We start from the raw sequence: 14,632 nt of genomic DNA on the forward strand, positions 1-14,632 counted from the left end.
TGCGAGAGGCTTGAGCCGTACCCCATGTGCTGCAGCGCTGACTGGATCGTCAGCCGATGGTAGTCGCAGCACCCAGCCGACAGGGATCGTTATGAAAGCCGATGCACTGCGCAAGTCTCTCGCGCCACCGCCGCAGGGTATTTACCCTTTTGTGGAGTTACCCCCGTACCTCGGATATCCATCCCTGGCCGATTTCGAGATTCTCTCGAACGACCAAGGCACACCCATGGCCGCGGCAGCGTTGCGCGAGTTTCCCCGCATAAGCCGGATCTGCCGGGTATCGGGGCATTTGCTGCCCTGTCGTGGCCGGCATACCCGACAACTGGCCCGGGATATTCATGTCCATGACCCGCATTTCTGCGGGCTGCTGCGCCACTCTTGCGACCCGAACGTATTTCTCGACATGAGTGAGCTGTGGTTATGGGCGCTCAAAGACATTCAGAAAGGTGACTGGCTGTCGATGGATTACGCCGCCACGGAAGACAAACTGCTGCGCCAGTTCGCCTGTCGCTGCGGTTCGTACAACTGCCGGGGCTGGATCACTGGCTTCGATGAAGCGCCGAACGCCGACGGCCAGCTGTTTTTGCAACAGTGGCGTCGGCAAAGTCCGCGCTGAAGGGCTTTACAGGGGTTCGAACGGACGCAGGCGGTACTGCGGCGGCAATTGCTCGAAGCCGCTGATGGTAGCGTTCAGGCTCTTCCAGCGACCGTCCTTGATACCGTAGATGCAGCCATGGATCGACAGGCTCTGCCCACGGTGCCAAGCGTTTTGCACAATGCTGGTGTGCCCGACGTTGGCCACCTGCTGGATCACGTTGAGTTCGCAGAGACGGTCGACGCGTTCTTCTTCGGTGTCCAGTTTGGCGAGTTCTTCGCGCTTTTCGTAATAGAGGTCGCGAATCGAGCGCAGCCAGCCGTCGATCAGGCCGAACTGGCGATCCTGCATCGAGGCGCGCACGCCGCCGCAGCCATAGTGGCCGGTGACGAGGATGTGCTTGACCTTGAGTACGTCGACCGCGTACTGAATCACCGACAGGCAGTTGAGGTCGGTGTGCAGCACGACGTTGGCCACATTACGGTGTACGAACAGATCGCCCGGCAGCATGCCAACGATCTCATTGGCCGGCACCCGGGCATCGGAACAACCGATCCACAGGAACTCCGGGGTCTGTTGACGGGCCAGCTTGGCGAAGAAGTCAGGATCTTCCTCCTTGATCGCAGCGGCCCAACGCTCGTTGTTATCAATCAGATCTTGTAATTCGTTCATGCTCTGAAGCCTCAAGAATGATGCGCAGCTTTGACTGACAACCGTCCGTCGGGGTCACGCGCGAAATGCGGATACTCTCCTGATCCGGTACAGGGGGCTCCATGCCGGTGGAATTCTCGGTAGCCACGTGGGTCAACCGTAGTAAGGCCTACAGTATGAGGAATTGCCATGAATGATTCACGACGTCCGTACGATGCGGTGCAACCGGAACCGGTCGATGATAACGAAGACCGCATGGGCTCGGTGCGTGAGCTGGATTTCGACACCGAAGAACCCAGCGCCAGGATCGGTGACGAACTGCCGGAAAACGAGCGCGAACAACTGATGCCGCGCCGCCGCGGACGTGAAGCAGGCCTGACGGGGGCCTCGACCGGCGACCATCAACCTACCGACGACGACCTGAGCCCGGAAACCCTGATCCGTGAAGACGGCGCCCGGGATGCCCATGAGGCGGGCAATGATAAACGCGCGGATTGGGACCTGAGCATCGTCGATGAGGACGATATTGGCGGTGGCAACGGCCTGGATGAGGCGGAAATGGCGCGGCGCGATCCGATGGACGGCAAGCGCTGATCTTCAGTGCAGGCTCGCTCCCACAGATTTTATGTACGACACAAATCTCTGTGGGAGCGAGCCTGCTCGCGAAGAACTTTTGAGCTCAATCGACCAATGTGCAGGCCATGACCACCGCATCTTCGCGACCGCCCACCGCCGGGTAGTAATCCCGGCGTCGGCCGATTTCGTTGAAACCATAACGCTCGTACAGTTTGAACGCCGCAGTATTGCTGTCGCGTACTTCCAGGAAACACTCCCGGGCGTCGGCCTTGTAGGCAATCGACATCAAATGCTCCAGCAATGTCAGCCCCAGGCCGCGGCCCTGGTTTTCCGGCTTGACCGTGATGTTCAGCAGGTGCGCCTCGTCGAGGATGATCTGCACCACACCGTGGCCCACCTGTTGCTGGCCTTCGAACATCAGCCAGATCTGGTACTTGCCCAGGCCGTCGAGGAAAATCCCGCGGGTCCAGGGATGGCTATAGGCCGCGTACTCGATTTTCAGCACGGTTTCCAGGTCCGCCTCGGTCATCGGGCGAAACGATACAGCGTCACTCATTCGATTCTTTCCAACGCGCCATCAGCCGACGCATGGCTTGCCAGACATCAGCCTTACGCTGTGGCTCTTCCATTAATAATTCCAGGCCCGGTACCGCCCAGGCCGAGCCCAAGCCTTCGATCTGCAACTCGCGATTGAACGCCTCGGCATCCGCTTCGCCGGCAAAACGCACGGCGGGCAGGCCGATCAGCCACAGGCAGGCGCAGGGCGTTTCTTCCATGCGCACCGAGAGAAAACCCTGCACGAAGTCGCGGGCCGCTTCCGGGCCCTGATCCATCGTGCCACGCACCAGCAGCGGCCAGCGCACCGGCTCGCCGACGATCTGCGGGCTGTCCGGCAGACCGGCGGCGCGCAGCATGTCCTTGAGCAGCAGATAAGCAGGGTCGCGGGTCTGGAAGGATTCGCCTGTGGGTAACTCCACCAGCAGCAGGCAACGCCCGGCCCGCAGCAACTGCAGGGCGAAACGCGGCGGCGGCACGACCGGTGCCTTGACCACGACGGGTGCCTCTTCGGCCTCTTCCACCGGTTTGGCACCGGTGCGGGTACTCGCCAGCGATGGTCGCGGCACCTCGATCTTCACCCGCTCTGCCGGTTTGACCACAGGCGTCACGGGCGTCTCAGTCACGACAGCCGGCACGACAGGCGCGACCTCGGCCGGCTCGGGTATCTCCAGCAGCTCGGGCCGCGACGGCGCAGCAAAGGGCAATTCGGTGCGCGGCAGCCAGTTGACCACCTGCATGGCGTTCAAATAAGCGCGACGACGGGACTCGATAAGCAAAGGTCGGCCACTTGTGGATAACTAAAGTGCGCTGATTCTACCGCCGTTCGCACAAGATCGCGCGCTGTTGATCGATAGACTTCACGGACAGAAAAAACAACAGCCCGTCCCGAGAGTGAATCGCATTGCCCCCGATGAAGTACAATCGCTGCTTTTAATCGCCAACCAGCCGGCCATTCCGATGATCGAACCCAAGCGCGTCTTGCGCGCCCTCGCTGAACACTGGGCACTTCTGGAGCCACTGTGCGAGCACTTCGACCAAGGCACACTGAGCCTCAACGAACTGCGCACGCAACTGGCCGCCCAGCAACTCGACAGTACGCCGCAGGACATTACCAGCCTGCTCGACGTGTGGATTCGCCTCGACATCCTGGTTCCCGTGGCCAAAAGCCCGAACCGTTTCGAGCTCAATGCGCAGATTCACGACTTCCTCGCCTATCTGCGCCGTGAACACCGCCTGGGCCTGTGCCTGGAGATCGAGGCCTACCTGCGCCACCTTGAGCGTCTGGCCGGCTATATCCAGGACGCGTTCGACATCCGCGACGGTAATGACCTGGCCCGCCAGTTGCGCCTGCTCGACATGCGCGTGCGTGACGTGCTGAAAAAACTCGATAACGACGAACAGGCACTGGTGGCCGTCGCCGAACGGGCGAAAACCAGCGACCGGCAGATTCCGTTGCGCCAGCGTTACGCGGAAGTGCTTGCGACCTGGGACGAATACGTCGAGCCGATGATTGATCTGGTGAACGCCGACGGCGCCTTCGAACAAGGCGTGCGCAAGGTCGAAACCGTGCTGCTGAAGATGCTCAGCGAACAGCAGCGCCTCGGCCACCTGGTCGACGACGACATGCTGCTGCGCACCCACGCGCGCATCCTCGAAATGCAGACCAGCGCCCAGCTGACCCTGCGCCATGCCCGCGAGCTGCTCTTGCCGTTGCGTGAAGAGGCCCGCCGGCACAACGCCGTGACCCGTGGCGCGGCACTGGCCCTGGCCGCCATCCGGCGCAAGGGCATCGATGCCGTACCACAAGCGGCGATGCCGCTGTTCACACGGCCGCAAAGCACTTTCCTCGGCAGCGCCAGTCAGGTTGAAGCCTACGTCTACGCCCTGGCTCGCTTCGAGCCCAAACCTGCACGCTTCCCCAAGGCGCACAAGACCCAGAAAGGCGAAGCCCCCCGCGCGCCTCGCACGGTTCGGGAGATGCTCGAGCGCTGCGAAGACGCCCTGCCGATGCCGGACCTGATGACCTGGTTGCTGGAACAGGAACCGGACGGCGCCACCGACGAATTGCTGTACTGGTTCTCGCGCCTGTCGCGGGAAAAACGCTTCAAGCGCGAGCGTCTGGAACGTCGCGAATACCATACTCACGAGCACCAGGTCAGCCTGCGCTCCTTCGCCCTGCTCTCGGTCAGCGATGACGCCGCCGAGAATTCTGCGAGCATTCCTTATGCATCTTGATCTATCCGAACTGTCCCATTTGGCACCGATCTTTCGCGAACTGTTCAAGGGTTACCACGTCAGCCGCCGCGATCCGGAGCTGTACGCACAGTTGTCGAACTTTCAGGACCAATACCGCACGCTGTTCAAGGCACTGGGTTTTGAACTGGTCTGCGACACCCGCGGCTTCTACTACTTCGTGCCGGACCTCGCGGCAGCGGCGGTGAACAAGACCGCCCAGCGCCTGGCGCTGTTCACCTTCATCCTCGTCGAGCACCTGGCCGACCAGGGCCGCGACCCGATCTCCGTGCTCGACGGTGGCAGCCTCGGCCGCGATGAGCTGCCGTCGCTGCTGGAAAAGTACCGCGACCTGTTCATCCAGGCCGAAGTGCAGACCCAGGACGAGCTGGAAGAAAAGATCATGCGCCGCATGACCCAGCTCGGTTTCGCCAGTGAAGAAAACGGCGTCTACCGTTTCCTGCCGCCGATGCACCGTTTCCTCGATGTGTGCCTGTCGGTGCAACAGGACCGCGATCTGGCTGCCAGCCTGCACAGCGTATTGCCGCTCCCGGTGCCGGTGCTGATCGACGAAGACAGCGACGAAAAACTGCTGCAGACCGACGATCCGCTCGACTTGAGCGAATTCGAAAGTGAAAGCGAAAGCGAAGAAGATGCCCTGGCCCGGGCCATTGCCGAAGAACAGGAGCTCGACGCATGAGCAAGGAACGTTACGGCATCCGCCGCTTTGCCCTTTTGAACACCGCCGGCTACAGCCTCGGCCTGTTCCCGCTGGAAGAGCCGCTGTCGGTGTACGGCGCGAACAACCTCGGTAAATCCGCCTCGATCAACGCCTTGCAGTTCCCGATCCTGGCGCGCATGTCGGACATGAGCTTCGGCAAGTACAGCCTGGAACAATCCCGGCGCTTCTACTTCGCCTCGGACACCAGCTACATCCTGGTCGAAGTCAACCTGCCCCACGGTCCGCACGTGATCGGCGTGGTCGGTCGCGGCCCCGGTGGCGGTTTCGGTCACCAGTTCTTTGCCTACGCCGGCAAGCTGGACCTGGCCCACTACCAGAAAAACGACACTTGCCTGCGTCAGAAAGAGCTGTTCACCAACCTTGAACGCGAAGGCCTGAAAGCCTACGAACTCAAGCCGGACGAACTGCGCCGCTTGCTGGTCGGTGGCCACACCTCGATCCCGCTGGACCTGACGCTGATCCCGCTGCGCTCCACCAGCGAGCAGAGCCTGAAGACCTTCCGCGCACTGTTCATCAACCTGCTGCACATGCGCGAAATCACCGCGGCCAAACTCAAGCAGCTGTTCCTCGATGCCTTCGAACACAGCCTGCGATCCGGCAGCGTCGATTACATTGCCGCGTGCGAAGAAGCCTTCCGCGATGTACGACGCATGGAGCAGGACTACAACTCGCTGGTCGCCGCCGGCCCATTGGTCGAAGCATTGGCCAACGGCGTGAAGCAACGCGACATTTTGCGCGGCAAACTGCACCGCATCTCGCCGCTGCTCGATTCACTGCTGGGCACTTGGTCGGACTACGCCAGTGCGCGCAAGGAAGAGCTGACCATTCAGGCCGAGCACTACCGCAACGAGCAGGACGCCCTGCAAAACGACCAGCGCGGTGGCACTCAGGAACTGATGCGCCTGGAACGGGAAATCACTGGCATCCAGCGCTGGCTCGGCGAATTGTCGGTGCTCAAGCATCGCTTTGCCCTGGTCGATGACGTCAAGGTGCTGGAGCAGCAACTGCTGGCCGCCAAGGACGCCCACGACGAACTGGCCGGCGCCTTGGCGCAGTCTCGTCAGTTCAGCGCCGAAGACCTCGACGAGCGTTTGCGCGACCTGGAAAAACGCCTGAAGTCGGTCAAGCAGCAGCTCGATCACGCCGACAACAACAGCTACGCCCGATTGCGCGAAGAGTTCTCGCAGCAGGACGTCGAGCGCCTGATGCGCCTGTTCAACAGCGCGCTGTTCAGCCTGCCGCTGGGCGAACATGGCATCACCCTCGACGAAAACGGCGACTGGGTAAAATCCATGGAGCTGATCCTCGACGGCTTCAAAGGTGAGCGCTTCGAAGTGCCGGGCCTGTCCATCGACATCTCGCACATCGAACCACCGGCCTTGCAGGCCCTGGCTGACCGTGCGGCCCTGCGCGACCAGAAAGAACGCCTGGAAAAAGAACTCAAGCAACTGAAAACCCAGCAAGCCGTGGCTGCCGACCGTGCCGCGAGCAAGACCCAGACCGAAGTGCTGTACCAGCAAGTGCTGGATGCGCAGAAAGCCCTGGAAGACTTCCGTCGCGCGCAAACCCTGAGCGCCGAAGAAGGCGACAAGCTGGAACAGATGGCTCAGATGGAAGCCGCACAGGACGAATTGAAACGTTCCAGCGATGCCTTTACCGAACGCGTCCAGCAACTGTCGGCCAAGCTGCAACTGGTCGGCCGGCAGATCGGCGACATGGAAGCCAAGCAACGCACCCTCGACGACGCCCTGCGCCGCCGTCAGCTGTTGCCGGCGGACCTGCCGTTCGGCACGCCGTTCATGGACCCGATCGACGACTCCATGGACAATCTGCTGCCGCTGCTCAACGACTATCAGGACAGCTGGCAAGGCCTGCTGCGGGCCGATGGCCAGATCGAAGCGCTGTACGCTCAGGTGCGCCTCAAGGGCGTGGCCAAGTTCGACAGCGAAGACGATATGGAGCGTCGCCTGCAGCTGTTGATCAACGCCTATGCACACCGAACCGACGAAGCCCTGACCCTGGGCAAGGCTCGCCGTGCCGCCGTGACGGACATCGCCCGGACCCTGCGCAACATCCGCAGCGACTACGACAGCCTCGAACACCAACTGGCGCTGTTCAACCGCGAAATCAACAAACGCCAGGTCTCCAACCTGCAAAGCTTCCGCATCGTGCTCGCGCCGAACAAAGAAGCGCTCAAGCACATCGACCAGATCATCCACAGCGCCGGTCAGTACGAGGAAGGCGAAACCCTGTCGGTCTTCGACCTCAGCCAAAGTGCCGAGCAGGACAACAAGAATGAAGAAGCCAAGGAATACCTGGCGCGACTGGTGGCGGCGAACCACAACCAACTCGGCCTCAAGGACTTGTTCGAGCTGGCGTTCGAGATCACCAAGGTCAACGGTCAGCCGGTGATTCACACCGACATCGACGGCGCCGCGTCCAACGGCACCACCATGACCATCAAGGCGCTGACCAACATGTACTTGTTGCTGCACTTGATGGACCGTGACCAGGCCGGTCGCGTGCGCCTGCCGTACTACCTCGATGAGGCAGCGGACATCGATGAGAAGAACCAGGCCGCCTTGCTGGAAACCAGCTTGCAACTGGGCTTCGTGCCGATCCTGGCGAGCGTGAAGCCGCAGGTCTGCGCCAGTGTCGCCATCGACCTGGAAGGCGGCAGCGGCCCGGCCGGCATCTACATCGACGAGGCGGACTGGAAGTACATCCGTCGTCACGACCAGGTGAAGGCGACGATCAATGAACCAGCAGATGAACCGGAGCTGGATGCGGTCTGAGGTTTGAATCGAAGGCAATGAAAAAGGCCGCGGTCCAATGGATCGCGGCCTTTTTCATAGGTGTGTCAGTTAGCTTTGCTGTGAACTTCAGGGCCTCTTCGCGGGCAAGCCCGCTCCCACATTTGATCGCATTTCTTCAGCAACAACGCAGTTTCCTGTGGGAGCGGGCTTGCCCGCGAAGGCGTCATCACTGACACCAAAAAAACTACTTGCCGAGCGAAATCTTCGGCGCCCAGGTCAGCCATTCGTCTTCGAACTTGTCGAACAACGCGAAGGTCTGCTCCGGTCGCGCCGGGCTGCCCATGCGCTCGCCGTCCGGCGTGGCGAAGGCGACCCCCCCCTGAATCATCGTCTCCAGGGATTCAGTGCGCACCGTTGCACCTCTGAACAGTCCGACATCGAAGTCGAAACCGCTGGTGTTCCAAAAGCGCGTGCCGCTACGCACCAGCGGCGCGTACTTCGGTTCGATCAGGATATGGATCAGGACACGATCGGCGGTCTGTCCCAATTCATAACCCGTTACCTTGCCCACCGTGATTTCGCGATACGTTACCGGCACGCCGGCCTTCAGCGAACCGCGACGAGCGGCGCTGAGCACCAGACTCAAACCGTCTTCACGCTTTACAGCTTCAGGCGGACTGGCCAGGGCCATGAAGCTTTTCTGCGGCCCCAGATTCTTGGCAGCCGGCAGCACTTCGATGTATTGCCCGGTCACCAGGGTTTCAAGGTTCGATGTCTTGATCAGCCCCAGTTCAGGCTTGACCACCCAGAACTGACTGCCGACCCGGGCGATGCGCTCCGGCACTTCGGTAATCCGCGCGGTCAGCAGCACCGATTGCAGGTCGTCACTCAGGTCAACGTCTTCGATCTTGCCGACATCCAGGCCCTTGAAGCGAATCGGCGTGCCCGTACGCAATCCATCGGCGCGATCTACCTTGATGGTAATCACCTCGCCCTTTTGCGTGGCGTCGTCATGGCTGGCGAACAAGCGGAAACGTGGAATGCGCTTTTGTAGCGGCGCCTTGGCTTCCGGGGTTTCAAACGCGATACCGCCGGCCATCAGGCTTTGCAGCGATTCACTCTTGACTTGAACCCCACCGGTCAGTCCACCCGTGAGCGTGATGCCGCTGGCATTCCAGAAGCGTGTCGAGGCGTTGACCAGATCCTCGTATTCCTTCTCGATATGCACGCCGATGATCAATCGCTTTTTGGTGCGCGAGAACTGATAGCTCTGTACCGAACCGACCTTGACCTGCTTGTAGAGAACCGGGCTGCCGACTTCCAGCGAACCCAGGTTTTCGGTGAACAACACCAGGTGCAGGCCCGGCGCACGCAAATCCAGGGGTGGCGCCTTGGGCCGCGCCACGAATTCGCGTTGCGGCGCGGCACCCTTGTCGCCAGGACGCACAGCGATGTAGTTGCCTTTTACCAACGCCTCGAGACCAGTAATCCCGGCGAGAGAAATCGACGGTTTGACCACCCAGAACTGCGTGCCGTCGACCAGGTAATCTTCGGCCAACGGGTCCATCGTCAACTCGGCGGTGGCCCCGGACAGATCAGGATCGACCTTCAGCGCCTTGAGGTTGCCGACCTGAATGCCTTTGTACATCACCGGCGTACGACCGGCCTGCAAGCCTTCGAAGTCGCTGAGCTTGACCTTGACCCGGATACCGGCCGCCGCTGCATCGAAGTCTTCATACAGTCTGAACGGAAGGCTTGGGTCGGTAGGCGGGCTGTCCTTGCGGTTTTCGGGTGTAGCGAACGCAATACCACCGGCGACAATGCTGGCCAGGGATTCACTGCGAACCTTCACACCCGACAGATTGGCGTCGATGCTGATGCCGCTGGCATTCCAGAAACGTGTGTGTTTGCGCACCAGTTTGGCGTAAGTCGGCTCGATGAAGACCTTGAGCTCGACGGTGTTCTGGTCCTCGGACAACACATAGCTTTTGATCTGGCCAACTTTGATCTGTTTGTAAAACACCGGACTGCCACGGTTCAGCGAGCCCAGGCGGTCAGCCTTGATGGTCAGGTGCAGACCGGGCTGGGCATCGGAAAGCGGCGGTTCCTGGGCCAGGGCCTTGAACTTGCGAACCGGCTCACCCTCGCCCGGACTGATCGCAACGTAGTTGCCCGAAACCAGCGTCTCAAGACCGGTAATCCCTGCCAACGTCACGCTCGGCTTGACCAGCCAGAAACGCGTGCTGGTGCGCAGGTATTGCTCTACGTCCTTGTTCATTTCGATGCTGGCGATCACGCCTTTGGAACTGCCTTCGTCATCGAGCTTGAGGCTTTTTACCTTGCCGACCGACATGCCTTTATAGACAACTTCGGTCTTGTTGGCCTGAATGCCTTCGCCACTTTCAAAGCGTACCTGAATCTCGATACCGGTCTCGTTATAGGCACGCCAGCCGAGCCAGCCGCCGATGATCAAGGCGATCAGGGGCAACACCCAAATGGCAGACCAGTTCGAAGCCGGTCGGGTTTTCGCTACAGGCAAATCAGTCATGGTCGTCGTCCGACTCCGTGTTATCCCAAATCAGTCGGGGATCAAAAGTTACTGCGGCAAGCATCGTCAGAATCACCACCGAGGCGAAAGCGATGGCGCCAAGATTGGCTTCGATACTGGCAAGCCGCCCAAAATTCACGACCGCCACGAGGATGGCAATCACAAAGATATCGAGCATCGACCAGCGGCCGATGAATTCAATGAAACGGTACATCCAGATGCGCTGGCGAGCCGAAAGGGGCTGATGGCGCTGCACGGAAAACAGCAGCAGAGCAATGCCCACCAGCTTGAAAGTGGGCACCACGATACTGGCGATAAACACCACGGCCGCAATGGGGAACATGCCGTAGTGCACCAACTCGATCACACCCGCCATGATCGTGCTGGGCGCTCCTTTGCCGAGGGAGTTCACGGTCATGATCGGCAACAAATTGGCCGGTATGTAAAGAATGGCGGCGGTAATAAGCAATGCCCAGGTACGCACCAGGCTATTCGGGCTGCGGGCATGCACCAACGCTCCGCAGCGAGTACAGACTTGCTCGTCGGTATCAGCTTCCTGCCTGTTCAATTCATGACATTCCTTGCAAATCAGAATGCCTGCATCAATCGCCCGCATGGGCATCCTCTCCTGATAACGCTTGCCAGATCTGGTGAGGCGACATTACAACCTCCAGCCAGACTTGAATCAGCAATAAACCAATGAAGCACGCCAGGCCGAGGCCTACGGTGATAGCTGCCATATCTGCCAGTTTGACGATCGCCACCAGCACGCCCATGAAGTAAACCTCGAGCATTCCCCATTCGCGTATATGGTGATAAATGCGATAGAGCAACAAACCGTAGCTGCGCCCGACATCAAAACGGATACTCAACAATACGGCCAGTTGGCACAGCAGCTTGAGCAGCGGGATCCCCATGCTGCACAGGAATACAATCACTGAAACGCTTTGCATGCCCGTGTCAAAAAGGGCGACAACGCCGCTCCAGACAGTGTCTTGCGAAGACTGCCCGAGTAGATGGAGCTGCATGATGGGTAAAAAGTTCGCCGGAATAAACAACAACAAGGCGGCTATGACCAGTGCGAGACTGCGCTGTACGACGTTGTACCGATTGGCATAAAGCTCGTAGCCGCAGCGCGGGCACAGGGCTTTTTCGCCATGGGCGAGTTCTGGCTTACGCATGAGCAAGTCGCACTCATGGCAGGCAACCAGATTTTCCAGTGGTAATTCTGACAGCTCTTTGGCGTCAACCGAATCCGGCATAAGCGCTCTGACTCTGAAAAAGTTGGACCTATTCTAGTGTCCCGGGACAAAAATAACTGCGCCAATTTGTGCTCGATTGAGCATGCTTTTTCTACGCCAAAAAACAAAACCCCAACTGCTTTCGCAATTGGGGTTTCGGAATTTAATCTTGACGATGACCTACTCTCACATGGGGAAACCCCACACTACCATCGGCGATGCATCGTTTCACTTCTGAGTTCGGGATGGGATCAGGTGGTTCCAACGCTCTATGGTCGTCAAGAAATTCGGGTACTGAGTCGTGGCCGGTTGGCCTCGCTTCAGCAAATTGGGTATGTGACAGCTGGGTGTTTTGTGAGTCTTTCGAACTTTCGGTTCGTTTCGTCTTCACACACCGCAATCTGGTCTCTTTCGTCTTTTCAACTAGGAGCATCAAATTGCTTGGGTGTTATATGGTCAAGCCTCACGGGCAATTAGTATTGGTTAGCTCAACGCCTCACAGCGCTTACACACCCAACCTATCAACGTCGTAGTCTTCGACGGCCCTTCAGGGAACTCAAGGTTCCAGTGAGATCTCATCTTGAGGCAAGTTTCCCGCTTAGATGCTTTCAGCGGTTATCTTTTCCGAACATAGCTACCCGGCAATGCCACTGGCGTGACAACCGGAACACCAGAGGTTCGTCCACTCCGGTCCTCTCGTACTAGGAGCAGCCCCTCTCAAATCTCAAACGTCCACGGCAGATAGGGACCGAACTGTCTCACGACGTTCTAAACCCAGCTCGCGTACCACTTTAAATGGCGAACAGCCATACCCTTGGGACCGGCTTCAGCCCCAGGATGTGATGAGCCGACATCGAGGTGCCAAACACCGCCGTCGATATGAACTCTTGGGCGGTATCAGCCTGTTATCCCCGGAGTACCTTTTATCCGTTGAGCGATGGCCCTTCCATACAGAACCACCGGATCACTAAGACCTACTTTCGTACCTGCTCGACGTGTCTGTCTCGCAGTCAAGCGCGCTTTTGCCTTTATACTCTACGACCGATTTCCGACCGGTCTGAGCGCACCTTCGTACTCCTCCGTTACTCTTTAGGAGGAGACCGCCCCAGTCAAACTACCCACCATACACTGTCCTCGATCCGGATAACGGACCTGAGTTAGAACCTCAAAGTTGCCAGGGTGGTATTTCAAGGATGGCTCCACGCGAACTGGCGTCCACGCTTCAAAGCCTCCCACCTATCCTACACAAGCAAATTCAAAGTCCAGTGCAAAGCTATAGTAAAGGTTCACGGGGTCTTTCCGTCTAGCCGCGGATACACTGCATCTTCACAGCGATTTCAATTTCACTGAGTCTCGGGTGGAGACAGCGCCGCCATCGTTACGCCATTCGTGCAGGTCGGAACTTACCCGACAAGGAATTTCGCTACCTTAGGACCGTTATAGTTACGGCCGCCGTTTACCGGGGCTTCGATCAAGAGCTTCGCGTTAGCTAACCCCATCAATTAACCTTCCGGCACCGGGCAGGCGTCACACCCTATACGTCCACTTTCGTGTTTGCAGAGTGCTGTGTTTTTATAAACAGTCGCAGCGGCCTGGTATCTTCGACCGGCGTGGGCTTACGGAGCAAGTCCTTCACCCTCACCGGCGCACCTTCTCCCGAAGTTACGGTGCCATTTTGCCTAGTTCCTTCACCCGAGTTCTCTCAAGCGCCTTGGTATTCTCTACCCAACCACCTGTGTCGGTTTGGGGTACGGTTCCTGGTTATCTGAAGCTTAGAAGCTTTTCTTGGAAGCATGGCATCAACCACTTCGTCACCCAAAGGGTAACTCGTCATCAGCTCTCGGCCTTAAGATCCCGGATTTACCTAAGATCTCAGCCTACCACCTTAAACTTGGACAACCAACGCCAAGCTGGCCTAGCCTTCTCCGTCCCTCCATCGCAATAACCAGAAGTACAGGAATATTAACCTGTTTTCCATCGACTACGCTTTTCAGCCTCGCCTTAGGGACCGACTAACCCTGCGTCGATTAACGTTGCGCAGGAAACCTTGGTCTTTCGGCGTGGGTGTTTTTCACACCCATTGTCGTTACTCATGTCAGCATTCGCACTTCTGATACCTCCAGCAAGCTTCTCAACTCACCTTCACAGGCTTACAGAACGCTCCTCTACCGCATCATCCGAAGATGATACCCGTAGCTTCGGTGTATGGTTTGAGCCCCGTTACATCTTCCGCGCAGGCCGACTCGACTAGTGAGCTATTACGCTTTCTTTAAAGGGTGGCTGCTTCTAAGCCAACCTCCTAGCTGTCTAAGCCTTCCCACATCGTTTCCCACTTAACCATAACTTTGGGACCTTAGCTGACGGTCTGGGTTGTTTCCCTTTTCACGACGGACGTTAGCACCCGCCGTGTGTCTCCCATGCTCGGCACTTGTAGGTATTCGGAGTTTGCATCGGTTTGGTAAGTCGGGATGACCCCCTAGCCGAAACAGTGCTCTACCCCCTACAGTGATACATGAGGCGCTACCTAAATAGCTTTCGAGGAGAACCAGCTATCTCCGAGCTTGATTAGCCTTTCACTCCGATCCACAGGTCATCCGCTAACTTTTCAACGGTAGTCGGTTCGGTCCTCCAGTCAGTGTTACCTAACCTTCAACCTGCCCATGGATAGATCGCCCGGTTTCGGGTCTATTCCCAGCGACTAGACGCCCTATTAAGACTCGCTTTCGCTACGCC

11 protein-coding genes and 2 rRNA genes (1 of these 13 only partly in view) are annotated in these 14,632 nt (G+C 58.6%); 5 read left to right on the plus strand and 8 right to left on the minus strand.

The features are described from left to right. Positions 1-91: 91 nt before the first annotated feature. The gene (locus tag PPUTUW4_RS23300) at positions 92-616 is read left to right on the plus strand and encodes an SET domain-containing protein-lysine N-methyltransferase (protein WP_015096834.1); all 525 of its coding nucleotides are present in this window, start codon (positions 92-94) and stop codon (positions 614-616) included. Between the two features lie 6 nt (positions 617-622). Here PPUTUW4_RS23300 and can read toward each other — a convergent pair whose 3' ends face one another. Beyond that, positions 623-1,267, minus strand: a complete 645-nt coding sequence (gene can, locus PPUTUW4_RS23305) for a carbonate dehydratase (protein WP_015096835.1) — start codon at positions 1,265-1,267, stop codon at positions 623-625. 168 nt (positions 1,268-1,435) lie between these two features. On the opposite strand from can, the gene PPUTUW4_RS23310 reads away from it, so the two are divergent. Further along, complete coding sequence (locus PPUTUW4_RS23310; RefSeq protein WP_015096836.1) at positions 1,436-1,840, plus strand: hypothetical protein; 405 nt, start codon at positions 1,436-1,438, stop codon at positions 1,838-1,840. 85 nt (positions 1,841-1,925) lie between these two features. On the opposite strand, the gene rimI is transcribed toward PPUTUW4_RS23310, so the two are convergent. Beyond that, complete coding sequence (gene rimI, locus PPUTUW4_RS23315; RefSeq protein ID WP_007978046.1) at positions 1,926-2,378, minus strand: ribosomal protein S18-alanine N-acetyltransferase; 453 nt, start codon at positions 2,376-2,378, stop codon at positions 1,926-1,928. Next, positions 2,371-3,117, minus strand: a complete 747-nt coding sequence (locus PPUTUW4_RS23320; protein WP_041474952.1) for a hypothetical protein — start codon at positions 3,115-3,117, stop codon at positions 2,371-2,373. The genes rimI and PPUTUW4_RS23320 overlap by 8 nt, the downstream gene beginning before the upstream one ends. A 220-nt stretch (positions 3,118-3,337) precedes the next feature. On the opposite strand from PPUTUW4_RS23320, the gene mksB reads away from it, so the two are divergent. The 3 genes from mksB to mksF are packed head-to-tail and all read left to right on the plus strand — an operon-like array spanning position 3,338 to position 8,149. Next, the gene (gene mksB / locus PPUTUW4_RS23325; protein WP_162139268.1) at positions 3,338-4,615 is read left to right on the plus strand and encodes an Mks condensin complex protein MksB; all 1,278 of its coding nucleotides are present in this window, start codon (positions 3,338-3,340) and stop codon (positions 4,613-4,615) included. Then, complete coding sequence (gene mksE, locus PPUTUW4_RS23330; protein WP_015096839.1) at positions 4,605-5,312, plus strand: Mks condensin complex protein MksE; 708 nt, start codon at positions 4,605-4,607, stop codon at positions 5,310-5,312. Before mksB ends, mksE begins: the two co-directional genes overlap by 11 nt. Then, positions 5,309-8,149, plus strand: coding sequence for an Mks condensin complex protein MksF (mksF, locus tag PPUTUW4_RS23335; RefSeq protein ID WP_015096840.1), 2,841 nt, complete (start codon positions 5,309-5,311; stop codon positions 8,147-8,149). Before mksE ends, mksF begins: the two co-directional genes overlap by 4 nt. Positions 8,150-8,354: 205 nt before the next feature. On the opposite strand, the gene PPUTUW4_RS23340 is transcribed toward mksF, so the two are convergent. The 5 genes from PPUTUW4_RS23340 to PPUTUW4_RS23360 form a co-directional block, all read right to left on the minus strand. Next, the gene (locus tag PPUTUW4_RS23340; protein ID WP_015096841.1) at positions 8,355-10,658 is read right to left on the minus strand and encodes an MlaD family protein; all 2,304 of its coding nucleotides are present in this window, start codon (positions 10,656-10,658) and stop codon (positions 8,355-8,357) included. After that, complete coding sequence (locus PPUTUW4_RS23345) at positions 10,651-11,274, minus strand: paraquat-inducible protein A (protein ID WP_015096842.1); 624 nt, start codon at positions 11,272-11,274, stop codon at positions 10,651-10,653. The genes PPUTUW4_RS23340 and PPUTUW4_RS23345 overlap by 8 nt, the downstream gene beginning before the upstream one ends. Then, positions 11,261-11,920, minus strand: a complete 660-nt coding sequence (locus PPUTUW4_RS23350) for a paraquat-inducible protein A (RefSeq protein ID WP_015096843.1) — start codon at positions 11,918-11,920, stop codon at positions 11,261-11,263. The genes PPUTUW4_RS23345 and PPUTUW4_RS23350 overlap by 14 nt, the downstream gene beginning before the upstream one ends. A gap of 146 nt (positions 11,921-12,066) precedes the next feature. Then, positions 12,067-12,182: ribosomal RNA gene (gene rrf, locus PPUTUW4_RS23355) — 5S ribosomal RNA — on the minus strand. A gap of 169 nt (positions 12,183-12,351) precedes the next feature. Further along, positions 12,352-14,632 (minus strand): 23S ribosomal RNA (locus PPUTUW4_RS23360); it runs 612 nt beyond the window's last position.

The sequence above is a fragment of the Pseudomonas sp. UW4 genome (assembly GCF_000316175.1).
Classification (GTDB): Bacteria; Pseudomonadota; Gammaproteobacteria; order Pseudomonadales; family Pseudomonadaceae; genus Aquipseudomonas; species Aquipseudomonas laurylsulfatiphila.